Consider the following 25,964-nt stretch of genomic DNA (forward strand, 5'->3'; position numbering starts at 1 on the left):
CCGTTGAACTCCCTCTCACCCCGCCGGGCGGACCCGATGAACGAAGGCCGGTCACCCACCCCCGCCGCACCGCAGGCAGGGTCGACAGACGGGCGGGACACCGCGCTGACCGCGTTGATCCGGATCGCCCTGGCAGTCCTCTTCCTCGACGAACTCGTTGTCGGGTTCTGGAACCAGGTCTTCCCCGAGAGCTTCTACGACAACTTCCCGACCGTCAGCCTCACCCCGCCGTTCAGCGACCACTACGCGCGAGACTTCGGCGGAGCCACCCTCGGCCTGGCCGTCGTCCTCGGCATAGCGCTCGTCGCCCCTCGAGCCGTCTTCACCATCCCCGCCGCGGCGGCATTCTCCACCTTCGCCATACCGCACTTCTTCTTCCACCTGACCCACCTGCACCACGCCACCCTTGGAGAGAAGGTGTTCCTCACAACCGCCAACGCCGTCGTCGCCCTGCTCGGCCTTCTCGTCATCGCCCTGACGCTCGTCCGAGACGCCAGGCGTCGCCGCCCTCCGGCCACGTGAAGCGGGCGGACCCGGCGCGACGCCGGGTCCGCCCGTTTCAGGTGTGCGGGATCTCGCCCTGCCGCTGGTCGATCAGGTGCTGTGCGGACTCGGCCTGATCAGCGTGCGAGGGCGGCGAGCCTGAACTGCTGGTTGGTTTGTCCGTGGCAGTCGTAGAGCTGGATTTGGGCGCCGTTGGCGGTGCTCCAGGCGTCCAGGCATCGTCCGGACTGGACGTTGCTGATGGTGCCGTTGGAGTTGACGTTCCACTGTTGGTTGGTCTGGCTGTGGCAGCTGTAGATCTGCACTGCGGCGCCGTTGGCGGTGCCTGCCGCGTCGAGGCACATGGTGCCGTACACCTGTAGTTGTTTGTTCGAGGTGTAGGTCCATGCCTGGTTGGTTTGTTTGTTGCAGCCGTAGAGCTGGACGCGGGTGCCGTTGGTGGTCGAGGCGTTGGGTACGTCGACGCACCGGCCGGACTGCGTGCCGACGATCTCGCTGGCGGAGCCGGGTGGGACGGTCGGCGGATCGGTGGGGGTCGGCGGGTCGGTCGGGGTCGGCGGGTCGGTCGGGGTCGAGGGCAGCAACGGGCAGGTGCTGCGGTAGGTGACCACGCCGCTGGAGTCCAGCAGGGGGCAGAGGAACTGGCTGTACCGGGTGTCGTTGTCGATGAACATCTTGACGAACGGCAGCATGGTCCGGACCATCACCGGGTTCGACCGTCCGACCATGAAGCCATGATCCGCGCCGGCGACCTCCAGGTAGACGCTTTCCGTCGTGGCCGGGAGGCTGTTGTACAGGCCGGTGGCGTAGGACGGGGTGACCACCGTGTCCGCCTGCCCAGCGAAAATCATGGTGGGCACCCGGTCGTTGGCCAGGTTCGACGACGGCGAGTACGGCGCGATGCCGACCACTGCCTTCAACGACGAGCGTCGGGTGGCTGCGCTCAGCGCCCCACCGCCGCCCATCGAGTGACCGGCGACCGCCAACCGGTTGGGGTCGACCCGGTCGCGTACGGGGCTCTGCTGTGTGAGGTAGTCCAGTGCGGCGAGCAGCTGGGTGCCTCGGGCCGTGTCGAAGTCGTTGCGGCTGTTGGTCTCGATGCCGATCACGACGAAGCCGTGCGACGCCAGCCACGGTCCCATCCAGGCCAGCTCCGCGGAGAACAACGCTGTGTAACCCGGCGAGATCGCGATGGCCCCGAAGGTGCCCTGGCTGGTGTCGGTCGGGTAGTAGATCCGGCCGCCGTTGAAGCCGTACCCGGTCGGGACGCTGACCGACGTGTTGGCGAAGGGGCCGTTCACGGCGGTGACGCTGCTCCGGGTGGGGTCCGGGCCCCGCTGGTACGGGTTGTCGGCGGCCGACGCCGACCCCGTCGCCAGGGTGATGGTGAGCAACCCGACCGCGGCCGCGATCCCGGCCGCGGCGAGCGTGAACAGCCGTCCCCGAAATCGGGGGGACACTCGGTCGGCATTGGTGTTCCCCGAGGGCGGGGGGTGGTGTCCGTGTCCTCGCACTATCGCTACCTCCTGGTGGTGGATGGGTGCGGGGCGGGCAGGCTCGGTGTGGTGCCGAGCCTGCCCGCCCCGGCGATGTCCGGTCGTCAGCGTTGCAACGTCAGCAGACCCGGCCGGTACGGCAGGAGGCCGTGGTCGCCGCCGGAGCTTCCCTAGGCTGACGCGAGCCTGAACTGCTGGTTGGTTTGTCCGTGGCAGTCGTAGAGCTGGATTTGGGCGCCGTTGGCGGTGCTCCAGGCGTCCAGGCATCGTCCGGACTGGACGTTGCTGATGGTGCCGTTGGAGTTGACGTTCCACTGTTGGTTGGTCTGGCTGTGGCAGCTGTAGATCTGCACTGCGGCGCCGTTGGCGGTGCCTGCCGCGTCGAGGCACATGGTGCCGTACACCTGTAGTTGTTTGTTCGAGGTGTAGGTCCATGCCTGGTTGGTTTGTTTGTTGCAGCCGTAGAGCTGGACGCGGGTGCCGTTGGTGGTCGAGGCGTTGGGTACGTCGACGCACCGGCCGGACTGCGTGCCGACGATCTCGCTGGCGGAGCCCGGCGGCACGGTGGGGGTGGGCCCCGGCGTGGTGGGCGTGGGCGTCGGCCCGGGGCTGGCGCTGTTCAGCGCTTCGAGGGTGGCCGTGTAGGCGGCCTTCTTGTTGCCGTTGCAGTCGAAGAGCAGCGGAGTGCCGCTGGAGCGCCACGAGTCGCAGTCCCGCACCCCCCAGACGGTGAGCCCGTTGCAGCGAGGCACGGCAAGGCAGTCGTTGACCACACTGCGGTAGGTGTTGGCCTGCGTCGTGCCGGATCCCTCGATGTCCAACTCGGTGACCTGTACGTCCACTCCGAGAGCGGCGAAGCTGGACAGCGTGGTGCGGTAGTTGCTGTTGTACGGCGAGTTGGCGTTGAAGTGCGACTGGAACCCGACGCAGTCGATCGGCACCCCACGGGACTTGAAGTCGCGCACCATGTTGTACACGGCCTGCGTCTTGGCCCAGGTCCAGTTGTCGGTGTTGTAGTCGTTGTAGCAGAGCTTGGCGTTCGGGTCGGCCGCGTCGGCGGCGCGGAACGCCGCCTCGATCCAGTCGTTGCCGGTGCGTTGCAGGTTCGAGTTGCGACGGGCGCCGCTGTTGCCGTCGTCGAACGCCTCGTTCACCACATCCCAGGAGTAGATCTTGCCCCGGTAGTAGGTGGCCACCCGGGTGACGTGGTTCAGCATCGCGTTACGCAGCGCGGTGCCCTCCATGCTCTGCATCCAGCCCGGCTGCTGTGAGTACCAGGCCAGGGTGTGGCCCCGGACCTTCCAACCCCTGGAGGTCGCGTGGTTCACGATCCGGTCCGCGTTGCCGAAGGTGAAGTTGTTCTGCTGCGGCTCGGTCGCGTCGATCTTCATTTCGTTCTCGGGGGTGATGCTGTTGAACTCACGGTTCAGGATCGTCGTGTAGGCGCTGTCGTTGAGTTTGTTGGCGGCGACCGCGGCACCGAAGTACCGGCCGGACTGCGCTGCGGCGGCACCGAGGGTCGTCTCGGCGGCCTGGGCCAGGTTGGGCAGCAACGAAACGACCAGGGCCAAAATTATCGCGGCCGTTCCGGAAAAAGTGAGCGTTCGCAGTCGCGTGCGCCCGGTGGGACGGGTCCGGGAAACCATGCTGAACCTCCAGTGGTGGGGTAGGAATTGCTGTCGCAGTTCCAGCGGTGGCCCGCTCGGATGGCGGTGGTCACGATGGTGGGTCCGCCCGAGCGGGGGCGGTGCCCACGTCAGGCGTCAGCCCGGATGCGAGTCGGCTCGGGCTGCTTGGCCAGCGGGTGAAGGGTGGTGACCTGTGTGCCCCGGTCGCCCCTGGGGGAGCGATTGTGGACGTGGTCACCTGGCAGGTGGGTGGGGCCTGGCAATCGTGTGGAGCGCCTCCGGTGCTACGGGATTCTGTTAACGTTCACGCTTGTCGATGGCTCCCAGGCTGGCAGAAAATTCCAGAGTTATCAACCGGTAGTTTCGGACCCGTTACGGATCACGGCGGTAGGCTGCGGGAGCGGCTGCGCGTGGCGAGCGAAGCCCGAAAGGCGATGCTCCGGGCGGTCGCCGGCCTGGTGGTGTTCTCTGGGCGCGTACGCCACCTGACGGCAGACCTCCACGCGCTGTGGCGAGTCGCGGAGCATTCCGCGTACGCGGCGCAGAGCGCGAGTCGCCGAACCGTTTGGCTTACGGCTGCTCGTCGGCCTCGGGGGTGAGCTGCCGCATCAGCACCGCGAACCCCTGCCCCGACTCCACGAAACCCAGTTTCCGGTAGAGCGCCAGAGCGTGGTGATTGCTGTCGGTGACCTTGAGCCGTAGGTGTCCGACGCCGGCTGAGCGCGCACGGTGCAGGGCCCGCGAGATCATCGCCGTGGCCACGCCACTGCGGCGCCAGGCTGCCCGGGTGCCCAGACAGTGCAGAATCGCCGTCGGCGTGTCCGTGTTGCCGTCGGCGAGCGCGAAGAGGAAGCCGGCCACCGGGTTGTCGCTTCGGTCGGCCTCGGCGAGCACCAGGCAGGAGAGGTCGGGCAGGAACCGCGGATGCCCGGTCGCGTGCTGGGGCCAGGTGAGCTGGTCTGGTCGAACCGCTGCCGGGCTGTCGGCGTAGGCCTCATTGTGGGCCAGCCGGGCCAGTTCGTCGTAGCGCTCCTCGACAGGTGTCAGCACCAGACCGGACGGCAGCGCGGGAGCCGGCGGCTCCTCGGGCACCGCCAGGACGAGGTCGCGTTCGTGCCGGACCAGCGCGAAGCCGCCACGGATCAGCAGCTCGCGGCCGGCCCTGTCGTTCTCGGCACACCGGATACCGAGGACGGCTCGTGCCGATCCTCGGTTGTCCCGTAACTGCTTCGCCTGGTCGATGAGCCAGTGGTGCAGCTCTGCGCGGACGTCGCCGGCAATGTCGGGATGAAACACGTTGGTGAGGCGAATCCGGAGCACGTCGTCCGCTGTTCCCATGTCGGCGACCTCACCGTATGCGGCGACGGTGCCGGTGTCATCGCGGCCGACCCGGGTGCGCCCGGCACTGTCCGGCCCGAGAGTGGCCAGTCGGTTCCGGACGTCCTCAGCGCGCTGCTCAATGCCGACGGGGGCGACCGCCTCGGCGCGCTGGAAGAGCGCCGCCAGCGCTGCTGCCTCGGCTGGTGTGGCGCGACTCCAATCCGCGATCCTCATCGACGGTCATCCTATGGAGCCGGTTCGACGACGGTCAATCGCCCGCCGGATCGCTGGAGAGCGTCGACCTAACCTCCTAGGATGCCGTGCGGATTGTGCGTGACGCTACGGAGGTGGCCGCACACGTACTGAGAACACCGGGTTTCGCGGACGCCTGTGGCTGAAAATTCGCGCCGAAACTCGGTAACCAAATCGGCGGATCAACCCGTCAGGTCAGTGACGGATCGCCACTGCGGCGGTCGGCCGAGGAGGAACAAGGGACATGGGTGACGTGCGTGGGCGTTTGAGGGACGACCTGGCCCAACATCCCGCCCCGCCATTGGGTGACCTGGTCCAGCAGTCGGTGGTGCAGGGCCGCCGACTTCGTCGCCGGCGCCGCCTGGCGCAGTTCGGTGCCGGCGGATCGGCGTTGGCGATGCTGCTCGTGATCGGCCTGGCCGCCGGGCCGCTGGGCGTCGGAGCGGATGACGCCGGTCAGCCCGGCGGGGCGAACGTGGGCTTGCCGGGCGGATCGGTCGACACCACCACACCGTCCCCGGCCGGGTCGTCCGGTGGCGCTCCGGGCGGGCTCGAAGAGGGCGCCGGAAGAGACCCCTTTCGGTCAGCGCCGCCGCCTCCCTCGACCACTGTGATCGACACCGTGAGGATCGGGGCTGGACCGGACGGTGAACTGCTGACCACCACAGCGCAGGGCGCCCTGGAACTGCTGACCCGGCTGCTGCCCAATGGGAAGACCAGCGGCTATGCGAGTCTGGAGAGCAGCGGGGCCGGCCCCGGCATGCCGTACGTCCAGCTCTACCTGGACCGAGGCGATGGACCGGGCATGCTGCGGCTCGCCATCTACCGGGACCGCCTCGGCGGCGATCCTGCCCCGGGGACTGTGGAGCTGACCGAGGTACCCGACAACTGCGTGCAGAACCAGATGGTCACCGTGCACCACCGCGCTGGCCTCCAGGTCGATCTCACCATCTCCACCTGTCTGATCTGGGACGCCAAGGGAACCGTGCCGGCACCGCCGGTCCTCTCCGTGAAGGAGGCGATCGAGATCGCCGCGAACCCGAACTGGGGGACGACACTGCCGGCCGAGTACGTCATCAACGGGACCAAGAGGTTCCCGAAGCTGGCACGGTCGAATGGCTGACGAAGACTTCGTGGAGTTCGCGCAGGCGACAGTTGGCCGGCTGCGCGACGCGGCGTTCCTGATGTGCCGCGACTGGCATCTCGCCCAGGACCTCACCCAGACGACGCTGGCCAAGGTGTACGCCAACTGGAGGCGGGTCCGCCGGGCCGACGACCCCCACGCGTACGCCCGCAAGATACTGCTGCGCTGCATGATCGACCAGCAGCGACGTCGCTCCAGCCGCGAGTTGGCGATGTCGGCGCCGCCGGAGCGGAGCGAGGAACATCCGGCCGAGCTGCGTATGACGTTGCTGGACGCTGTCGCCACATTGCCGTTGCGGGACCGGGCGATCATCGTCCTGCGGTACTGGGACGACCTGAGCGTGGAGACAACCGCCGAGGTCGTGGGCGTCTCCACCGCCGTCGTCAAGAGCCAGAGCATGCGCTCCCTCAACCGACTGCGTGAGTTGCTCGGCGAGACCCGTTCCGAACTGTTCGCCGAGGAACGCCATTGACGGGGTCCGTCTGCGGCCGGGGTGTGGCGGATCCCCATGGTGTCGAACCGTCGGCCGGCAACCGCCGCGTCGGTGCTGCCGCGGCGACGAGCGTGCCGCCACGCGTCGTCGGCTGAAGCGCCACTTGCGGTGGCAAGTATCTGCGTCTGGGGGAGGTTTTCGGTGTCCGTATCGAGCAGCAGGACGAGCCGAGGCCGGATTCGCGGCAGCGGCCGAGGTGCGGTCGCGCTCGTACCGGCGGTCCTGTCGGCGTTGATGGTGATGGCCGCAGGATGCCATCGGGGGGAGTCCGGTGTCGGCCCCGACGAGCTGCACACCGCGAACGCGGAACGGGGCACCCCGAGCCCGCTGTTGGTGGCGGGCGATCTGGGAGCGGACTGGCACGAGGACGCAGCGCGAACCGGTCTGGCGCCCTGGCCGTGGGAGCAGGACAGCTGCCCCCACTACAAGAGCGGCGACTACCCGGCCAAGTCGCATCGGAGCGCTGCCGTGGAGCGCTACTACCGGCCGTCGGACGGGTCGTCGCCGGCCCACCACGTCGTGGAGACGTACGAACCTGGATGGGCCGAGCGGAACGTCTATGACGTCCGTCAGGTCCTCCTGCGGTGCGCGAGCTACCCGGTTCTCGGGTCGCAGGTCTCGTTCGACGTCGTCGACCCGCACTACCTGGGGGGCACCGGGATGCTCATTCGAGGTCGTATCGCGCATGCGGACACCCCGAACACGGTCACGTACTTCGTGATGGTGAAACGAGGCGAGACGGTCTCGACGGTCCGCCTGCCCGATCCGGGCAGCCAGGTCGTCGTGGACGAGATCGCGGCGAGGGCGGTGGCCCGCCTTGGCTGAGCGGAAAGGGCGGCAGCTGCCGCGACGCTGGGTCATCTCCGCGGTCACCACGTCGCTGGCCGGCGTCGCGACGGCCGCCTTCGGTGCCACGCACGGTCGCGACGGCGACGGAGCCGGACCATCGCACGGTTCATCCCCTGCCAGTCCGATCCCCACGACGCCGGCCATCGACCGGATCGACCAGGCGAGAACCCGCATCAAGGCCTACGTGCAGCGGTACGACGGCCACCTGGCGGTCGCGGCACTGGATCGACAGGGACCGGCTGCGGTGACGGTCGGCGCCAAACGGTTCGAGACCGCCAGCATCGTCAAGGTCAACATCCTCGCGGCCCTTCTGCTGCGTCAGAACCCGCCGGGCAAGGCCCTGGGTTCTGAGACCCGGCGGTTGGCCGAGGCCATGATCGTGTCCAGTGACAACGACGCGGCGGTGGCCCTGTGGCAGCGGATCGAGGGCTCGCGCGGCCTCACCGCCGCGAATCGCGCGCTCGGCCTACGGGAGACGAAGCCCAACTCGCACTGGGGACTCACCACGACAACTGTCGCCGACCAGCTCCGTCTGCTGACCGCGCTGACGTCACCGACGGGACCGCTGACCCCGCAGGACCGGACCTTCGTCATGGGCCTCATGAAGAAGGTGATCCCCGAGCAGCGATGGGGAGTCACCGCCGCGCGGGAGCCGGGCAGTTCTTCCGAGTACGTCAAGAACGGCTGGGACACCGCTGACGTCGACGGGGGCCGCTGGCTGGTCAACAGCATCGGACGGATCGTCGAGGCCCGTCATGACTGGCTGATCGCAGTGCTCTCCGACCATCACGTGAGCCAGAAAGAGGGCATCCGCGTCGTCGAGAAGGCCGCCACGTACGTGCTCAAGGAGCTGCGCGCCGCCACAGCGGGCGACGGCCCGTCGCAGGGGTAGGCCTCACGTCCGCTCAGGCCGACCGGGGGGTCGGTTGACCTGCCCGGCCGGGCGCTCGTCATCGTCGGCAGCAAACAATTCCCGATCTTGTACCCATCCGTCTGCGGGTCGGCCTCGAATGCCTCATGACAGCAGCAATCGAGTACAAGCATCTGAGGAGTTCGTATGAAGCGGCGCCTGTTTGCCACGGTCGGCGTAATCGCCGTGCTGGCCCTTTCCGCCTGCGGCGGTACCGACAGCGAGGACACCGCCAGCGGCACGCCGAGCACGTCCGCCAGCGCACCGATGGCTTCGGCCTCGCCGTCGACGATGATGGCTGGTCAGTTCGGCTCGGGGTGCGCGGCAGTGCCGACCGATCCGTCCAACCCGGGCAGTTTCGAGGCGATGGCGAAGGTGCCGGTGGCCACCGCCGCGTCCGGCAATCCGCTGTTGTCGACGCTGGTGACGGCGGTGAAGAAGGCCAACCTGGTGGACTCGCTCAACGGCGCGCAGGGCGTCACGGTGTTCGCGCCGACAAACGACGCGTTCGCCAAGATCCCGAAGGCCGATCTGGACAAGGTTCTGGCCGACGACGCCATGCTGAAGAAGATCCTCACCTACCACGTGGTGCCGACCCAGCTGTCCCCGGACACCCTGGCCGGCACCCACAAGACCTTGCAGGGCGACGACGTCACGGTGACCGGTAGTGGCACGTCCTTCACCGTCAACGGCGCCTCGATGGTGGTCTGCGGGAACGTCTCGACGGCCAACGCCACCGTGTACATCGTTGACAGCGTTCTGATGCCCAAGAGCTGAGGGTGTCCACCACCATCGAGCCCCGGCCGGCGACTCGCCGGTCGGGGCCGTCCCGAAGCATGACCGCGGCCCGCGGCCTCGTCATTGGCGTGCTGAGCGCCGGGGTCACCCTCGGCGTGGCTCACCTCGTCGCGGCGCTGGTCGATCCGGCCGCCGACCCGGTGCTGGCAGTCGGCAGCGTCGCCGTCGACCTGGCACCGCAACCGGTCAAGGCATTCGCCATCCGCACCTTCGGCACCAACGACAAGATCGCACTCCTCGTCGGCGTCTACACCCTGCTGGCCCTGAGCGCGGTCCTGCTCGGCGCGGCGACGTTACGACGACGCCGATACGGTCTGGCGGGCCTTGCCGCGTTCGCTGCCGTCGGTGTCGCCGCCGCCCTCTCCCGCCCGACGGCGACACTCGTGGACGTCCTGCCGGTACTCGCGGGCGCGGGCATCGGGACAGCAGCGATGCTGGTGGTGGCGCGCGCCGCTGGGACGGTCCCGGTTCCTGGCTCGGATCGGCCGCGGCTGCTCAACCGCCGCCAGTTTCTGGCCACGGCGGCGGGAGCAGCGGTCACCGCCGGCGCCACGGCAACCATCGGCCAGGCTGTCGGTCGCCGCAGCGCCGCAGGCGCCCGTTCCCGAGCCGCCGTTCGCATACCGCCGCCGGCGCGACCTGCGCCGCCGCTACCCGGCGGCGTCGCGGTTGGCGTGGACGGGGTCTCGGCGTTTCTCACCCCCAACCGGGACTTCTACCGGGTCGACACCGCCCTCACCGTTCCGCAGGTCGACGTGGAAACCTGGCGGCTGACCCTGGCTGGGGCGGTCGAACGGCCCCGTACCTGGACGTTCGACGACCTGCTCGCCCGTGACCTGGTGGAGCGCGACATCACCCTCAACTGCGTCTCCAACGAGGTCGGCGGCCCCTACATCGGCACCGCCCGTTGGACGGGGGTCCCCCTGGCGCCGCTGCTCCGCGAGGCGGGCATCCGCGCCGGGCAGAACCAGCTCGTCAGCCGTTCCGTGGAGGGCATGACCATCGGCACCCCGCTCGAGGCGATCCTCGACGGCCGCGACGCGCTGTTGGCCGTGGCCATGAACGGCGAACCCCTGCCCCTGGAGCACGGTTTTCCCGTCCGCATGCTCGTCCCCGGTCTGTACGGCTACGTCGGCGCCTGCAAGTGGCTCACCTCCATGCGGGTGACCACCTTCGACGGGTTCGACCCTTACTGGGTGCAGCGCGGGTGGGCCGCCGAGGCACCCGTCAAGACCGCATCCCGCATCGACACCCCGAAACCCTTCGCCCAACGGCGCGTTGGCCCGGTCATGATCGCCGGTGTCGCCTGGGCGCAACGTCGCGGGATCACCGCCGTCGAGGTGCAGATCGACGACGGGCCGTGGCGGCAGGCCCGCCTCGCCGACGGCCCATCACCGGACCTGTGGCGGCAGTGGACCTACCGCTGGGACGCCACCTCCGGCAGCCACACAGTGCGCGTACGGGCCACCGATGCCACCGGCGCCACCCAGACCGACGAACGGGCCGCGCCCTTCCCGGACGGCGCGACCGGCTGGCACAGCACCACCGTCACCATCACCTGAGCTGGTGCGCCCGACGGGCGCCGTCCGGGCCGAAAAGAATCCGGGCCGGGACCAATCCGGTGGACGGGAGGCGACGAATCCCTCACGACAGCACCTGAGCATCGACGCCGTACCCCGGCGGAGACGGAGATTTGTTGTGAGATTGTCCCGAGCCCTGCTCGCCGTGCCCGCGGCCGCGCTGGTCCTCGCGTTTCCGGGCGTCGCGCAGGCCGACGAGAGCGTGCAGGTCCAGTTGCAGGACCTCAACGAGACCGGCGCCACCGGCACCGCCACCTTGACTGCCACGAGCGGCGGTGACCTGAAGGTCATGATCCGGTCGAAGGGCATGACGCCGAACTCGCCGCACGCCCAGCACGTGCACGGCGCGGCGAACGGCATGGACTTCCACTGCCCGGACAAGTCCGCCGACGCCAACGGCAACGGCTACGTCAGCACCGAAGAGGGCCTCAAGATGTACGGGGACATCTTCATTTCGTTGACCACCACCGGAGACACGACAAAGGCCAGCGGCCTGGCGGTGGACCGGATGCCGACGGCCGACGCGAAGGGCAACCTCAGGTACGAGCGCACCATCCCCGCCGCGGACCTGCCCCAGGGCACGATCGCGCACCTGAAGGACCTGCACCTCGTGCAGCACGGCATCGACGCCAACAAGAACGGCAAGTACGACATGGAGGCGCTCGGGGAGTCGACGTTCGCCAAGTCCGTGGGCGTCAACGGCATCCCCGCGGAGGCCACCGACCCCGCGACGTGCGGCATGGTCAGCGGCGCGGCCGCCGGCTCCGTACCGGCTGGGGGTGTCGCCACCGGCGACGGCAGCACCTCCGGCGGATCGCCGATGATGATCTACGCCGTGGGTGGCCTCGCGTTGCTCGGCGTCGCCGGTGCGGTCGTCGCGCGACGCCGGCTCGCCGGCGAGCGCTGAGCCGGCGGCGATCGTGACGGACACTGGCGAGGCACCAGTGCCGGCCGGCCGTCGCCGGGGGCGCCACGCGCTCCTGGCGACGGCCGGCATCCTCACCGTGACGGTGGCCCTGACGATCGGTGTCGCAGTCGCCGACCGGGGCGGGGACCCACCCCGACCCGACGCGTCCGCCGCCGCACCGGCCGCGAACGCGTCGCCTGCCCAGGCGACCGGGCCGGGTGAGTTGACCTCGGGACCGCTGATGGTCGGCTCACCGCCGACGCGGGTGTCGATCCCGTCGCTGAAGGCGACCGCCGCCATCGTCGCCCTCGGCCTACAGGCGGACGGTGCGATGCAGGTTCCCGACAGCGCCACCGACGTGGGCTGGTTCACCAAGGCGCCGACGCCCGGTGCTCTCGGCCCGGCCGTGCTGGCCGGGCACGTCAACTGGAAGGGTCGCCGCGGGACGTTCTTCGAGCTGGGCAAGCTGCCCGTCGGCGCCGAGATCACCGTCGACCGTCAGGACGGCAGCACCGCGATGTTCACCGTCACCAAGGTCGAGCAGCATCCCAAGGACCGCTTCCCCACCGCCGAGGTGTACGGGGCGACCGACCACGCGGCGCTACGCCTGATCACCTGCGGCGGCGAGTTCGACGACAGCACCCAGCACTACCGCGACAATGTCATCGTCTACGCGCGCCTCGCCCACGCTCATCCCGCCTAGACACGAGTGCGACGGCACACCGAGCCGCCACCAGCAGCAGGAAAGGACATGCCGAGAATGAGCGGTGACCCGGAACAGGGGCGGCGGTTGCGTTCGGTGCCACCGGACAACGCGACCCCGCCGAACGCCGACGAGCTGCTGCCGCGGGTGGCACGGGGCGACGAGGCGGCGTTCGCCACGCTGTACGACGCCATGGCCGGCCGGGTCCTCGGGATGGCCCGGCGGGTCGTACGCGATCCGGCGCAGGCAGAGGAGGTGACGCAGGAGGTGATGGTCGAGGTGTGGCGCACGGCCGGCCGCTTCGACGCGGGCCGCGGCTCCGCCTCGGCGTGGATCCTGACCATGGCGCACCGCCGGGCGGTGGACCGGGTGCGCTCCGAACAGGCCCACACCAACCGCACCCAGCAGGTAGCCGCCACCGAGACACACGTCCCCTACGACGAGGTGGTCGAGGATGTCACCGCCCGGTTGGAGCGTGAGCAGGTCCGCCGGTGCCTGGGCCGGTTGACGCCGGTGCAGCGGGAGTCGGTGACCCTGGCCTACTACGGCGGTCACACGTACCGAGAGGTCGCCGAGAAGTTGCAGACGCCGCTGCCGACGGTGAAGACGCGGATGCGCGACGGACTGATCCGGATGCGCGACTGCCTGGGCATCGAGATGGAGGGACGGGCATGAGCGCCGATGTTCACACCCTCGCTGGCGCGTACGTCCTGGACGCGGTCGACGACGTCGAGAGGGCTGCGTTCGAGCGGCACCTGGCCGAGTGCGAGCCGTGCCGGGTCGAGGTGGCCGAGTTGCGGGAGACCGTCGCACGCCTCGCCGACGACACCGTCATCGAGGCGACCCCGCCGGGTCTGCGGGAGCGGACCCTCGCCCAGGCGGCCCGGACCCCGCAGTTGCGCGTCAGCGCCTCGGGCGCCAGCGGCGGACGGAAGGCAGGCAGGTGGCGACAGCTCGCCGTGGCCGCCGCCGCAGCCGTCCTCGTCGCCGGTGGCGCGAGCGCGGTCACCTGGACCGTCAGCAACGATCGGATCAGCGACGAGCAGGCCAGCAGCGACCGGGCCCGGCAGATCGCCGCCGTCCTGGACGCCCCGGACGCCCGGGTGTTCGAGCGGTCGCTGTCGCCCGGTGGTGCCGCCACAGTGGTGGTCTCCCGTGACCGCGACAGGGGTGTGGTGCTGCTGCGCGACCTGCCCGCGCCCGGTGCCGGGCGGATCTACGAGCTCTGGCTCATCCGTGGTAGTGAGCCCCGCAAGGTGGGGCAGCTCGCCGAGGGGGACAGGGCGTCGACCACTGTCATCGGCCCGGTCGGCGAGGCGGGCACGTTCGGGGTGTCCAACGAGCCCGTCGGCGGCTCGGCCACCCCCACGCGGATCGTAGGTACGGTCGCGCTGAGCTGAGACCGGGCCGGGCCGGCTGCCGTCACACCGGCGGCCGGCCCGGCCCGGTCCGCCGCCCGAGCCCTGGTGCTTCTGGTCACCCGACCCATCCGGGCGGCGGACCGCTCCGAATCACTCGCATGGATGACGAGTTGCTCGCCGGCCGGTACCGCAGGCTCCTGCTGACCGGGGACACCGCAACCCCGGGACGAATCTGGCTGGCACGCGACGAGGTGCTCGACCGGCAGGTCGCGCTCCAGCAGATCGCCCTGCCGGGATGGGTGAGCGACGCCGAACGGTCCCGGCTGCGGGACAGCACGCTCGCGGAGGTACGCGGCCTGGCCGGTCTGGATCATCCTGGCGTGCTCGGGATGTGGGACGTGCTGAGCACCGACGGATATCTGTGGCTCGTCATGGAGCACGTGCCCTCCCGGTCCCTGTCCGAGGTGGTTGCCAGCGACGGTCCGCTGGCACCGGCCGAGGTGGCGCGGGTCGGCCTGCACCTGATCGCCGCACTGAGTGCCGCCCACGCGAGGGGAGTGACGCATCGGGAGGTCCGGCCGCAGAACGTGCTGCTCGCCGATGATGGGCGGGTCATGCTCGGCGGCTTCGGTCTGTCGATCTTCGACAGCCGGGATCCGGCGACCGTCACCGCGGCGAGCCTGTCGACGGTCCAGTACACCGCACCGGAGCGTGCCCGCGACGGGAGGGTCACCGCCGCCACCGACCTGTGGGCCCTCGGCGCGACGCTCTACCTGGCCGCGGAGGGCCGCCCCCCGTGGAGTCGGCCGTCGACACTGGCCATGCTCGCCGCCCTGGCCACCGAGGCGCCGGACCGGATGACCGTCGCGTCGCTCGAACCCGCGATCACCGGTCTCCTGCTGCGCAACCCCCGCCAACGCCTCTCCGCGCCGGAGGCCCGTGACCAGTTGGAGCAGGTGGCGGCGGTGACGCCCGTGCCGGTGCCGCGAGCGCGCCGCTGGCCGCGTGTGCGCGCCACGTCGCGACGTCGGCCCCCGGCCGTCACGCCGACAATTCTCACCACACCGGACGCGATCACCACAATGGTCATTCCGGTCCTGGCACCGACCGCCCGCGATCGGACGACCGGCTGGGCGTTCGCTGGCGCCGTGGTGGGCCTGTTGGGGGTCGTGGCCGTCGTCGTCACGGCAACCGGCGCCGTGATCGGCGGTTGGCGCGGCCAGGGCAGCCCTCCGGCGGCCGAACCAGGCGGTGCGGCGGCCGGCGTGGTGGAGTCGACAGTGGCGGCACCGCCGGCCCACCCGTGCCTGGACGATGCCGCCGCCAGTGAGGCCGAGCCTCTGCGGGAGCCCGGCGCGCCGCTGCCGTACGCCCTGCCGAGCGGGTGGGCGTGGCACCAGGACCCCGCCGGCTTTCTGCTGGCGGTGCCCGAGGGATGGACCCGGCACACCGAGGGCGCACTGGTGTGCTTCCGCGACCCCGCCGAGGTGCGGGCCATCGCCGTCGACCCCGCCGCCACAGCGTCCTCCGTACCGTCGAAGCGGTGGGAGGCCGTCGAGCGCGACGCGCTGACCGCCGGGGCGCTGGCCGGCTACCAGAAGATCAGTATCGGGCCGGTCATCCGCCCGGGTGGCGCGGCGGAGTGGGAGTACACCTGCGACCAGGCCGGCGGGGTGCGGCTGCACGCCCGCCGGCTGCTGGTCAACGAGAGCAGGACCCGCGCTTACAGCCTGTCCTGGATCACCCGGGACAGCCGGTGGAACGAGACCGAGCCCTTCCAACGACTAGCCCTCGCCAGCATCCGCCTCGACTGACGCGGCCTCCACCGATGGTCACTGCCGCAGGAGCAAAGCGAGATCGAGGACCACGTGCCCGTTGAACACGCCGGTCGTCTGAGCCGCGCCGGTGAGCAGGTCGACCCGGTACAGCCGGGAGCCGGCGATGCCGTTGAGTACGGCGTAGGCGTTGTTCGCCACGGCGCGGTCTCCACTGAGCGGGCTGTGGATGTCGAAGCCAGCGTTGAGGTTCGCGTTGACCCCCAGTGCGCCGGTGGCCACCAGTTGCCCGGAGTTGGCGGGAGATTGCAGGGCAACCTGGTCGAGGGTGGTGTCGATGTCGAACAGTGTGGTGGCGGTGGCGGGGTTGAGGTCGTTGTTGGTGTACGCCGCACCGGTGACACCGACGGCGGCGGTGCTGGGCGGATAGGTGAGAGGGCCGTCGACAAGTGTCGTGCCGCCGGGGTTGATGTTGTGGCGCAGGTTCTGGCCGGTGTCGCTGATGATCCGGAGTCGGTCGGCGGCGGGGTTGAAATCGACGCCGAACGACGTGCCGTTCAACGCGACGGTCAGTTGGCTGATCTTCGTGGCCGCCGCGGTGCGCGTGTTCAGCGCGTAGACGCCGCCGGTGTTGCCGACGCCGTAGAGACTTCCGTCCTGGACGCGAAAGTCGATGCCGATGAGCGCTTCGCTGCCGGGCAGGTCGACCGTGCCGATGGTGCAGGCCAGGGCGGGGCGGTCGGCGGCGAACTTGATCAGCTGTTGGTTGGCGGTGAGACCGATGGCGACGAGCCCGTTACGGCCTCCGGCGTTCAGCAGGTCCCACAGCAGGGTGCAGGTCCCAGTGCCCAACGAGGGCAGGCCGCGCGCCGGGAGGCTCGCTGTGCTCTGGCTTGGTGGGGCGGCGGTTACTGGCGTCGCGGTGATCCCGATGCTGGCGACCATCATCGTGGCGGCTACGAGCAGCCCTCGGCGAAGCGTACGGTGCATGAGAGGCACTTCCTTGATCAGATGCACCGACGGACTCCTCGGCGGAATCCGACGCCGTTGCGGCGACGGTGCAGGGATGAATTCCCTGCTCAGAGCCTATGTAGAGGCGATCCGCAGCATCTGTCGGGATTCGGCCTTTCCTTCAACTTTCGCACCTTCTGCACAGCGCGGTCGATGTGCGGCGATCGACCACACCCGACACGGCGAATCCACGAACTTCGACGGCGTCAGCCAACTCGGCACCATGACCGGTGAATCACCAGCGGGCGGGGGCGGATTGAGGGCCGGACCGGAAGAACGATCCGGCTCAGGGCGCGAACGCCCTGAGCCGGAACAGTTCTGTAGCTGTTGGTGCCGCTGATCAGGTGACGTTGATGTCGCTGCACCACATGTAGGTCTGGTCCAGGTGCGACGCCCTCCAGAGCACGAACAGGATGTGGTTCCCGCTGCGCGACGGGAGCGAGACGTTGAACGAGATGTTCTGCGCCGGCGCGTAGCGCCCGGTCGTCGTGATCAGGTCGAGGTTGCCCCACCCGAGCTTCTGGGTGGATGGGTTGAACCCCTGTTTGGTGACGTAGACCTGGAAGTAGTCAGCGCCGTGGCTGGCCTGGTCGTACAGCTGGACCGTCAGGTTGCGGCTGACGTTGGTCGTCTTCCACGCCCCGGGCTGGTTCACGCTGTCGTTCCTGGACAGGGCGTTGCTGCACAGTTGCCCGTCCGGGGTGCGGGCCTGGTACTGGCCGCCGAGGCCATCACGCAGCTGGCTCATCCAGTTCCACATGGTGTCGGGGTTTGCCTGGAACGCCCGCCAACACATGGGGTCCTGCTGCTGCATGGCGGGGTTCATGTGCTGACTGCCCCAGGTCTTCCAGCACTGGTAGGCGCGACTCATCGGGTTGATGATGGTGCCGTGGGCCTGGGCTGCCCCGGTGAAGGGCAACATGCCGGCCACGATGGCGAACACCATGACGAATGCTCGCAGCGACCGACGGACTGGTGACCGGGATCGTCCGCCGGATCGATCGGACTTGAGTGAACGCACTGTTCATCCTCCGCTCTTCGGGACTACAGATCTGAATGGGAACGCTCCCAAACCAACTGTTGCATCTATCGGGCCAGATATCAATGTTTATCGATCTATGGTCGGATCTGGATCGAGCTGACCGGGGTGTCCGCAGCCGCCCGGTTCGGATCCGGGTTCGGATGACGACCACGCCACCGGCCGTCCGGCATGGTCACAGGCCGGCTGCGGCGTCGTACCGTCTGCGCTGGTCGGCCATCTCCGACTCGGTCAGCGCCTCCTTGAGCGCCAGGTCCGCGTACTTGGGCGGGAGCATCTGCCGCACCCGGTCGGTGAACATGACCTCCGCGGTCGCCTCGACCACCTGGATGCCCGGAGGCTGGGTGGACATGTCCATGATCACGGGGCCGGCCAGTTTGACCGCCACATCCCAGGGGCGCTTCTGCTCGGCGACACCGCAGAGGTGGAAGCCGTAGACCGTCTGCACGTCGGCGAGCGCGGTGGCCTCGGTCGGCTCGTAGCCGTAGACCCGGACCCCGCAGATCACTGCCGGCTTCTGCGTGGTGGCCGCCTGCTGGGCGCCGTGTCCGGCGTGGTTGTGCTGCCCCGGGTCCGCCTGTTCGAGCGTGGTGCGCATCCGGGCAATGATCTGCGACTGCAGATCCGCCGGCTTCGCCTCCGAACCGGTCCGGTTGACCAGTACGAGCGCGCCGGCCGACACCACCAGCAGGATCACCGCCACCCACACGAAGCGGTTCCGGTACCAACCCGCGAAGTTCTCTCGGGAAATCATGATTGCTTCTCACCTCGTCGCCGGTTCTGGTGCTGGCAGGCCGAATCGGACGCCCCCGGCGGGTCGGGCGTCGAGCGCGTCAGCCGTTGGGGGACGTGCCGGGGGTTACCTACGGCGGGCGAGAATGACTGCCCGGCGAGGCGCCCGTCGTCGTAGAGATGGCCCGGCGATCCGCCAGGCGAGCGCCCGCCAAGGTGGCGCGCTGCCGGCGCTGCGATGCTCCCGTGCTGGCCGTTCCCAGCGCGGTTGCCCCCGCGCTGCGGCGATATCAGCCATTCCAACACGTCTGGGCCGGCTCTGGCAACATCGACGGGCATCAGCGTGGATTTGACCCGGCCACCCGCGCCGTCGTCGCACACGAGTGCTCATCGCCGCACCGCCGCTGGTCTCCCCGAACGGATCCGCAGCGAGCGCAACCAGGATCGGATATGGTCCGTGGCACCCGATTTGCCGCTTCTAAGGGGAAACATGAGCCGCTTGCCATATGTGAACCCGGCCGAGGCCCCGGCGCCGGTCCGCGACGCTCTGCAGGCCGCACTTCCCCTGAGCTTCTTCCGCGTCATGTCCCATGCCGAGACGGCGTTTCCGGACTGGATGCGCTGGGGCGGCACGCTGCTCAAGGACCTGGCCCTCGACCCACTGCTCCGCGAGATCGCCATCCTGCGAGTCGCCCAGTTGAGCGACGTCAGATACGAGTGGGCTCAGCACGAGCCCATCGCCCGCTCCGTCGGCGCCACCGAAGAGATGATCCACGCGCTCGGGCGCGACGAGATCGGGGACGACTGCTTCACGTCAGACCAGCGGATCGTCCTGCGTTTCACCACCGATGTCGTCCGCGACGTCCGCCCTCCCGACGACACCACCACCGCACTGACCGGGCTGCTCTCCCCGCGCGAGGTGGTCGAACTCCTGATGGTGATCGGGCAGTACATGATGATCGCCCGGGTCGCCGCGGTAACGGACCTGGACGTCGACAAGCCGATGGGCGCCGCCGTCTACGGTGCGCGGGCCTGACTAATGTCATGAGTACCTGTGCACCCCGCATCGAACCTCGTGACTAAGCGCACTGGAGCCCACTCGTCCCGTCGATGAGACTCGATTCAACGCCGGAACAACAGCCGGCCGAGTTCGAGGGGCGGCGAGACGGTGGACGAACGCTACGACAGCTACTGCGCCGCGGATCCGCTGTTCTACGACTCGCTCGGCAGCGCCGTGGCACAGCCCGTCTTCCCGGCCGCCGAGCGGCCGACGCCGACCGGCTGGCGCCGCGAGCCGCTCGACGACTGGCTGATCTACGCGCCCGACGGAGGCTCGCTGCCGCAGCAGGGCTGGAAGATTCACGTGTCGGCGGGTCTGGCGAACGCCGAACGGGTGCTGGACGCGGTATGGAACTACTGCGTCCCCCGCGGCCTGTCCTTCAAGTTCCTGCGCGGGCCGCGCACGCTGCTGCTGCGCAACTCCAAGTACGCCGCCCGGGCCGCCAGCGGCAAGTTCATCACTGTCTATCCGCACGACGACGCCGAGCTGGAGCTGGCCTGCAAGGAACTCGACGAACTGCTGACCGGCGAGACCGGGCCGTACATCCTCAGTGACCTCCGCTACGGCGCCGGCCCGGTCCACGTGCGCTACGGCGGCTTCGCCGCCCGCTACTGCCACTCGCCCGACGGTCAGGTGGTGCCGGCGATCGAGGACGACGGTGGCACGCTGGTGCCGGACCGGCGGGAACCCGTCTTCCACGTACCGTCCTGGGTCACTCTGCCCGACTTCCTCGGCCCGCACCTGGCCGCACGGAGCGGCACCAGCACCGACCAGGTGCCGTACCGGATCGAGCGGGTGATCCACTTCTCGAACGGCGGCGGGCTGTACGTGGGCAGGGACCTGCGGACCGACACCGCTGTGGTGCTGAAGGAGGCCCGACCGCACGCCGGCCTGGACGCCGACGGCACCGACGCCGTCGCCCGGCTGGCCCGCGAGGCGGATGCCCTGCGGCAACTCGCCGACCTGCCGCAGGTGCCTCGGGTACACGACGAGTTCGCCCTCGGCGAGCACCGGTTCCTCGCGCTCGAGTTCATCGAGGGCCGACCGCTGAACAAGGTGCTTGTCGACAGGTACCCGCTGATCGACGCCGACGCGACCGACGGCGACCGGGCGGCGTACGCCCGGTGGGCACGCCAGACCTACGAGCAGGTCGAAGCCGTCGTGGCGGCGATCCACGAGCGCGGCCTGGTCTACGGGGACCTGCACCTGTTCAACATCATGATCCGGCCGGACGACCGGGTCGCCCTTGTCGACTTCGAGGTGGCCGCCCCGATCGCCGGGCACCGCCGACCCGGGCTGCGCAACCAGGGCTTCGCGGCACCGAGAGACCGCAGCGGGCCGGCCGTCGACCGGTACGCCCTGGCGTGCCTGCGGTTGGCGCTGTTCCTGCCACTGACCCAGCTGGTCCGGCTCGCCCCGGCGAAGGTGACCCACCTGGCCGACATCATCGCCGCGAACTTCCCGGTGCCGAGGTCCTTCCTCGATCCGGCGGTCCAGGAGATCACCGGTGCGCCGCGCGTCACAGCGGACCCACGAGGGAATCTCGGCGCCGACGACTGGCGCACCGTGCGGGAGCGGCTGACGACGGCGATCGTGGCCAGCGCCACCCCCGAGCGCGACGACCGGCTCTTTCCCGGTGACATCGAGCAGTTCCGCAGCGGCGGCCTCAACCTCGCCCACGGGGCGGCGGGGGTGCTGTACGCGCTCGACAAGAGCGGTGCCGGCCGGTGGCCCGAACACGAAGACTGGCTGGTGCGGCGGGCGACAGCGCCCCCGTCCGGCACCCGCTGCGGCTTCTACGACGGGTTGCACGGCGTCGCGTACGCACTCGTCCACCTCGGACGCCGGCAGGACGCGCTGGACGTTCTCGACATCTGCCTGCGGGAACCCCTGGACGGGCTCGACCACAGCCTGGCCAGCGGACTGTCCGGGATCGCGCTCAACCTGGCCGAGATGGCCGCGCGCACCGGGGAGGTGTCGTTGCGCGACGCCGCGTGGCGGGCCGCCGAGCGTGTGATCGGGCAACTGGCCGAGGACCCGGGCCCGGACGTCAGCGGCGGACGTAACCCGTACGCCGGGCTGTTGCGGGGCCGGACCGGACCGGCGCTGATGCTGTTGCGGCTCTACGAGCTCAGCGGCGACGACGAGCTGTTGGGGCACGCCGCCACGGCGCTGCGTCAGGATCTGCGCCGGTGTGTGCTGCGTCCGGACGGTGCCCTGGAGGTCAACGAGGGCTGGCGCACCATGCCCTACCTGGCCCACGGCAGCGTCGGCATCGGGCTGGTCCTCGACCAGTACCTGCGCCACCGGGCCGACGACCGGTTCGCCGAGGCGAGCGCGGGGGTCCGCCGGGCGGCACGCTCACCGTTCTACGCACAGTCCGGGCTCTTCGCCGGCCGGGCCGGCATCATCGCCTACCTCGCCGCCTCGACCGACGACGCCGACCGCCGCGAACTTCGCGCGCAGGTGGATCGGCTGGCCTGGCACGCGCTGCCGTACCGGGACGGGATCGCATTCCCCGGCGAGCAGTTGCTGCGGCTCTCCATGGACTTCGGCACCGGCACGGCCGGCGTGCTGTACGCGCTCGCCAGCGCGGAGCACGACCAGCCGCCGGCGCTGCCCTTCCTCGCGCCCCTGCCGGGCGCGAAGAGACTCCCCCGCGACAGCGGGGGCGACCTGATCGGCGAACGGAAGGAAGGGAGGTGAACGACATGGCACTTCTGGACCTCCAGGGCCTGGAGATGGCTCCGGCCGACCGCACCGGTGGCGGCAGCCGGGCGAGCCTGCTGCTCTGCGGCGACAGCTCGCTCTCCGTCACGACCTGCAACTGATCCACGCACACGTGGGGCCCTGGGTGGGTAGACGTGCCCACCCAGGGCAACCGCGTCCAACGGGAGGACCGATGCCAACGTTCGCCGTGGGGGACAGGCTGCTACGGCAGACGGTCCTGGCGGGCGGCGGCTGGACCGCCGGACTCGCGGCGGTCGCGCTGATCGGCGCGGCCGCCGAACTGTTGCTACCCGCGGCCCTCGGCCGCGCCGTCGACGCCGCCCTCGACGGCGGCTCCGGCTGGTGGGCGATGTCCGCCTGCGCCCTGGTCGTCGTCCTCATCTGCGTCGACACAGTGACGGACCTGGCCAGCGGGTTCGGTGCGGCGCGTGCCACCGCCGGGCTGCGCCGGCGCCTACTGCGTCACCTGTTCGCCGTGGACGTCCGCGTCACCCGCCGGCACCCGGTGGGTGATCTCGTCGGCCGGTTGGTCGGCCAGGCCGCCGACGCGGGGCAGGCCGGCAACGCCGTGGTCCTGGCCATCGTGGCGGTGCTTCCGCCGTTGGGCAGCGTTGTCGCGCTCGCCATCATGGAACCGGTCCTCGGTCTCACAGTGCTCGCCGGTCTCGGCCTGCTCGCCGTCCTCATGCGCGCCTTCGTGGCCGACGCCTCGGCCGCGACCGCCGGGTACCAGCGGGTGCTCGGCGCCATCGCCGGCCGACTGTTGGAGTCGCTGACCGGTGCCCGGACCATCGCCGCCGCCGGCACCACAGGCCGCGAGGAGGACCGGGTGCTGGCGGCCCTACCGGAGCTGGACCGGCACGGCCGGCGTACCTGGGGACTGCTGGCCCGGGCGAGTGCGCGCACCGCGGCCGTGGCGCCGCTGCTGAACCTGAGCGTCATCGCGGTCGGCGGGTACGCCCTGACCGCAGGCTGGCTCACGCCGGGTGAACTGGTCGCCGCGGTCCGGTACGCGGCCATGGGCGCCGGGCTCGGTGCGGTGCTCGCCACCCTGAACCACCTGGTCCGCAGCCGCGCGGGAGCACACCGGGTCGCCGAGCTGCTGACGCAGCCCGCCACGCCGGCCGGCGATCGGCCCCTTCCACCCGGCGGCGGCGCCCTGCGACTGCGCGGGGTGTGCGTGTACGCCGACGACGGCCGGCCCATCCTCGACGGTGTCGACCTGGACGTGCCGGCCGGCGCGACAGTGGCCGTCGTCGGAGCCTCCGGTGCCGGCAAGTCGACCCTGGCGGCCGTGGCGGGACGGTTGTACGACCCCGACGGCGGTGAGGTGCGACTGGACGGGGTGCCGCTGCGGGACCTCGACGCGGTGGCGCTGCGCCGGGCCGTCGGCTACGCCTTCGACCGGCCGGTGCTGATCGGCGCGACCGTCCACGACGCGATCGGCTTGGCGCTGCCTGTCGACTCGGCGGAGCCGCCGGCCGATCGGAGCCCGGCCACGCCGGCGGTTCTGCGGGCGGCCCGGATGGCGGCGGTCGCCGACGTGATCGAGCGTCTGCCCGGCGGTTACCGCACCCCGCTGGTGGACACACCGCTGTCCGGGGGTGAGACCCAACGTCTCGGCCTGGCCCGCGCGTTCGCCGCCGAACGGCTGCTCATCCTTGACGACGCGACGTCCAGCCTCGACACCGCTACCGAACACCGGATCACCGAGGCGGTTCTCGGACGCGCCGGGGGGCGTACCCGACTGGTGGTCACCCACCGGACCGCGGCGGCTGCGGCGGCCGACCTCGTCGCCTGGCTGGACGGCGGTCGGCTGCGCGGCCTGGCGCCGCACCGGCACCTGTGGGCCGACCCGGACTACCGTGCCGTCTTCCAGCCGGCCGGCGGTGGATCGTGAACCGTCCCGGCGTACGCCGGGTGACCTGGCGGGCGCTGCGGGCCCGTCGGCGGGAACTCGCCGGGCTCGGCGGCTGGTCGCTCGTCGAGTCGCTGCCCGCGCTGCTCGCCGGCTACCTGGTCGCCCGCGCCGTCGACGAGGGCTTTCTGGCCGGACGTCTGCTCAACGGCCTGGCCTGGTTGGGGGTCCTCGCCGTGGCCGTACTGGTCGGCGCGGCGGCCACCGGTCGGACGTACCGGAGCCTCGGCGCCGTGGTCGAGCCGTTCCGCGACGAGGTGGCCGCCCAGGTGATCCGGGGCGCGCTACGCGACGCCACCCGGGCGGGTGGCCGCCCGGACAGCGTCGCGGTGACCCGGCTGACCCACCAGATGGAGATCGTCCGCGACACCTTCGCCGGTCTGCTGATGGTCACCCGCGGTTTCCTCTTCTCCGCTGGCGCGGCCCTGCTCGGCCTGCTCGCCCTGGCGCCGGTGGTGGCGGCGCTGGCGGTCACGCCGCTGGTCGCCGGTCTGGTCGTGTTCCTCGCCGCGCTGCCGGCGATGGTCACGCACCAGCGCGCCTACGTCCGGGCCGGTGAGCAGCTCGGCCAGGCGGCGGCGACCGCGCTGGCCGGTCACCGCGACGTGCTGGCCTGCGGCGCACAGATACGCGTGACGGCGGAGGTGGCCCGCTGGGTGTCGGCGCAGGCCGCCGCCGAACGCATGCTCGCCCGGATGGCGGCGATCCGCAGCCTCAGCCTCGGCATCGGCGGCTGGTTGCCGCTGCTGGTGCTGATGGTGGCCGCCCCGTGGCTGGTAGAGCGGGGTCTCACCGCCGGCGCGGTGCTGGGCGCGCTGGTCTACGTCTCCACCGGGCTGCAACCCGCCCTGCACACCCTGGTGCAGGGCCTCGGCGGCGGCGGGCTCCGCTACGCGGTCACCCTGGAGAACATCCTGCGCACCTGTCCGGTCTCCGACGACCAGCGCCCGCCAGCCGTCGCCGCCCGGGTGCCCCGCTGCCGGCCACCCGCCGGTCGCCCGCCAGCCCTCGAGGTCCGGGGACTGACCTTCGGCTACGGCCCGCACGCCCGGCCCGTCCTGCAGAACTTCTCGCTGACACTGGCCGACCGGGACCATCTCGCAGTGGTGGGCCCGAGCGGTGCGGGCAAGTCCACACTGGCCGCCCTGATGGCCGGTCTGGTGCCGACGCAGGCGGGCACTGTCCACCTGGCCGGCACGAGGGTCGCCGAGATCGAGCCGGCGGTTCTCGCCCGGATGCGAGTGCTGGTCCCCCAGGAGGCGTACGTCTTCACCGGCAGCCTCGCCGACAACGTCCGCTACCTCCGGCCGGACGCCGACGATGACACCCTCGAGGTCGCCCTCGACGCGCTCGGCGCGCGTCCCCTGGCGACCCGCCTGGGCGGCCTGGACGCGCCGGTCGCGCCGGCCCTGCTCTCCGCCGGCGAGCGGCAGCTCATCGCGGCGGTCCGGGCCTGGCTGGCACCCGCCCCGCTGGTGATCCTCGACGAGGCGACCTGCCACCTGGACCCGGCACTGGAAGCGACTGTCGAGGCCGCCTTCGCCCGGCGGCCCGGCACCCTCGTGGTGATCGCGCACCGGATCAGTTCGGCGCTGCGGGCCGCACGGGTGCTGGTCCTCGACGGCGACGAGCCCGTGGTGGGGACGCACGAACAGTTGATGGCCCGCTCGGCCACCTACCGGGTGCTCGTCGGCCGCTGGGACGACCCGCTGGTGCCGTCCCCGGCGGCGTCGGCGCGGCAGGGCTGAACCCCG

23 protein-coding genes are annotated in these 25,964 nt (G+C 70.5%); 17 read left to right on the forward strand and 6 right to left on the reverse strand.

Annotated elements, in window-relative coordinates; genetic code table 11:
• Positions 1-36: 36 nt before the first annotated feature.
• The gene (locus tag OG598_RS05715) at positions 37-522 is read left to right on the forward strand and encodes a hypothetical protein (protein WP_328653373.1); all 486 of its coding nucleotides are present in this window, start codon (positions 37-39) and stop codon (positions 520-522) included.
• A 98-nt stretch (positions 523-620) separates the two neighbouring features.
• Here OG598_RS05715 and OG598_RS05720 read toward each other — a convergent pair whose 3' ends face one another.
• The 3 genes from OG598_RS05720 to OG598_RS05730 all read right to left on the reverse strand — a co-directional run bounded on the left by OG598_RS05720 (position 621) and on the right by OG598_RS05730 (position 5,182).
• Entirely contained in the window at positions 621-1,964 is a 1,344-nt protein-coding gene (locus tag OG598_RS05720) for a poly(ethylene terephthalate) hydrolase family protein (RefSeq protein WP_328653374.1), read from the reverse strand.
• 206 nt (positions 1,965-2,170) lie between these two features.
• Complete coding sequence (locus tag OG598_RS05725) at positions 2,171-3,553, reverse strand: endo-1,4-beta-xylanase (protein WP_328653375.1); 1,383 nt, start codon at positions 3,551-3,553, stop codon at positions 2,171-2,173.
• Between the two features lie 645 nt (positions 3,554-4,198).
• Positions 4,199-5,182 (reverse strand): GNAT family N-acetyltransferase, encoded by a 984-nt coding sequence (locus OG598_RS05730; protein ID WP_328653376.1) that lies wholly within the window; start codon positions 5,180-5,182, stop codon positions 4,199-4,201.
• Positions 5,183-5,444: 262 nt separating this feature from the next.
• On the opposite strand from OG598_RS05730, the gene OG598_RS05735 reads away from it, so the two are divergent.
• The 11 genes from OG598_RS05735 (at position 5,445) to OG598_RS05785 (ending at position 15,759) form a co-directional block, all read left to right on the forward strand.
• Positions 5,445-6,323, forward strand: a complete 879-nt coding sequence (locus OG598_RS05735) for a hypothetical protein (RefSeq protein WP_328653377.1) — start codon at positions 5,445-5,447, stop codon at positions 6,321-6,323.
• Complete coding sequence (locus OG598_RS05740) at positions 6,316-6,816, forward strand: SigE family RNA polymerase sigma factor (protein WP_145792748.1); 501 nt, start codon at positions 6,316-6,318, stop codon at positions 6,814-6,816. The genes OG598_RS05735 and OG598_RS05740 overlap by 8 nt, the downstream gene beginning before the upstream one ends.
• A gap of 162 nt (positions 6,817-6,978) precedes the next feature.
• A complete protein-coding gene (locus tag OG598_RS05745) occupies positions 6,979-7,662 on the forward strand; it encodes a hypothetical protein (RefSeq protein ID WP_328653378.1) in 684 nt (227 codons plus the stop codon).
• The gene (locus tag OG598_RS05750) at positions 7,655-8,578 is read left to right on the forward strand and encodes a serine hydrolase (RefSeq protein WP_328653379.1); all 924 of its coding nucleotides are present in this window, start codon (positions 7,655-7,657) and stop codon (positions 8,576-8,578) included. The genes OG598_RS05745 and OG598_RS05750 overlap by 8 nt, the downstream gene beginning before the upstream one ends.
• 165 nt (positions 8,579-8,743) lie before the next feature.
• Entirely contained in the window at positions 8,744-9,373 is a 630-nt protein-coding gene (locus OG598_RS05755; RefSeq protein WP_328653380.1) for a fasciclin domain-containing protein, read from the forward strand.
• Positions 9,374-9,432: 59 nt separating this feature from the next.
• The gene (locus tag OG598_RS05760) at positions 9,433-10,956 is read left to right on the forward strand and encodes a molybdopterin-dependent oxidoreductase (protein WP_328653381.1); all 1,524 of its coding nucleotides are present in this window, start codon (positions 9,433-9,435) and stop codon (positions 10,954-10,956) included.
• Positions 10,957-11,092: 136 nt separating this feature from the next.
• A complete protein-coding gene (locus OG598_RS05765) occupies positions 11,093-11,881 on the forward strand; it encodes a hypothetical protein (protein ID WP_328653382.1) in 789 nt (262 codons plus the stop codon).
• A gap of 13 nt (positions 11,882-11,894) precedes the next feature.
• A complete protein-coding gene (locus OG598_RS05770) occupies positions 11,895-12,584 on the forward strand; it encodes a class F sortase (protein ID WP_328653383.1) in 690 nt (229 codons plus the stop codon).
• A 48-nt stretch (positions 12,585-12,632) separates the two neighbouring features.
• The gene (locus tag OG598_RS05775; protein WP_328653384.1) at positions 12,633-13,259 is read left to right on the forward strand and encodes a sigma-70 family RNA polymerase sigma factor; all 627 of its coding nucleotides are present in this window, start codon (positions 12,633-12,635) and stop codon (positions 13,257-13,259) included.
• Positions 13,256-13,984: an anti-sigma factor gene (locus OG598_RS05780; RefSeq protein ID WP_328653385.1), complete on the forward strand. Its 729-nt coding sequence runs from the start codon at positions 13,256-13,258 to the stop codon at positions 13,982-13,984. The genes OG598_RS05775 and OG598_RS05780 overlap by 4 nt, the downstream gene beginning before the upstream one ends.
• Positions 13,985-14,103: 119 nt before the next feature.
• Positions 14,104-15,759, forward strand: coding sequence for a serine/threonine-protein kinase (locus OG598_RS05785; RefSeq protein ID WP_328653386.1), 1,656 nt, complete (start codon positions 14,104-14,106; stop codon positions 15,757-15,759).
• An 18-nt stretch (positions 15,760-15,777) separates the two neighbouring features.
• On the opposite strand, the gene OG598_RS05790 is transcribed toward OG598_RS05785, so the two are convergent.
• The 3 genes from OG598_RS05790 to OG598_RS05800 all read right to left on the reverse strand — a co-directional run bounded on the left by OG598_RS05790 (position 15,778) and on the right by OG598_RS05800 (position 18,524).
• A complete protein-coding gene (locus OG598_RS05790) occupies positions 15,778-16,710 on the reverse strand; it encodes a DUF4394 domain-containing protein (protein WP_328653387.1) in 933 nt (310 codons plus the stop codon).
• 361 nt (positions 16,711-17,071) lie between these two features.
• Entirely contained in the window at positions 17,072-17,677 is a 606-nt protein-coding gene (locus OG598_RS05795; protein WP_328653388.1) for a lytic polysaccharide monooxygenase auxiliary activity family 9 protein, read from the reverse strand.
• Positions 17,678-17,945: 268 nt separating this feature from the next.
• On the reverse strand, positions 17,946-18,524 hold the full coding sequence (locus tag OG598_RS05800) for a hypothetical protein (protein WP_328653389.1): 579 nt from the start codon (positions 18,522-18,524) through the stop codon (positions 17,946-17,948).
• Positions 18,525-18,992: 468 nt separating this feature from the next.
• Between OG598_RS05800 and OG598_RS05805 the strand changes: the two genes are divergently transcribed.
• From OG598_RS05805 to OG598_RS05825, 5 genes are all read left to right on the forward strand, one after another.
• Positions 18,993-19,538, forward strand: a complete 546-nt coding sequence (locus OG598_RS05805) for a carboxymuconolactone decarboxylase family protein (RefSeq protein ID WP_328653390.1) — start codon at positions 18,993-18,995, stop codon at positions 19,536-19,538.
• A 132-nt stretch (positions 19,539-19,670) separates the two neighbouring features.
• The gene (lanKC, locus tag OG598_RS05810; RefSeq protein WP_328653391.1) at positions 19,671-22,268 is read left to right on the forward strand and encodes a class III lanthionine synthetase LanKC; all 2,598 of its coding nucleotides are present in this window, start codon (positions 19,671-19,673) and stop codon (positions 22,266-22,268) included.
• A gap of 5 nt (positions 22,269-22,273) precedes the next feature.
• Positions 22,274-22,393: a SapB/AmfS family lanthipeptide gene (locus tag OG598_RS05815; protein WP_013734295.1), complete on the forward strand. Its 120-nt coding sequence runs from the start codon at positions 22,274-22,276 to the stop codon at positions 22,391-22,393.
• Between the two features lie 71 nt (positions 22,394-22,464).
• A complete protein-coding gene (locus OG598_RS05820; RefSeq protein WP_328653392.1) occupies positions 22,465-24,192 on the forward strand; it encodes an ABC transporter ATP-binding protein in 1,728 nt (575 codons plus the stop codon).
• A complete protein-coding gene (locus OG598_RS05825; protein ID WP_328653393.1) occupies positions 24,189-25,958 on the forward strand; it encodes an ABC transporter ATP-binding protein in 1,770 nt (589 codons plus the stop codon). The genes OG598_RS05820 and OG598_RS05825 overlap by 4 nt, the downstream gene beginning before the upstream one ends.
• Positions 25,959-25,964 lie beyond the last annotated feature (6 nt).

The organism is Micromonospora sp. NBC_00330 (assembly GCF_036136635.1).
Classification (GTDB): Bacteria; Actinomycetota; Actinomycetes; order Mycobacteriales; family Micromonosporaceae; genus Micromonospora; species Micromonospora salmantinae.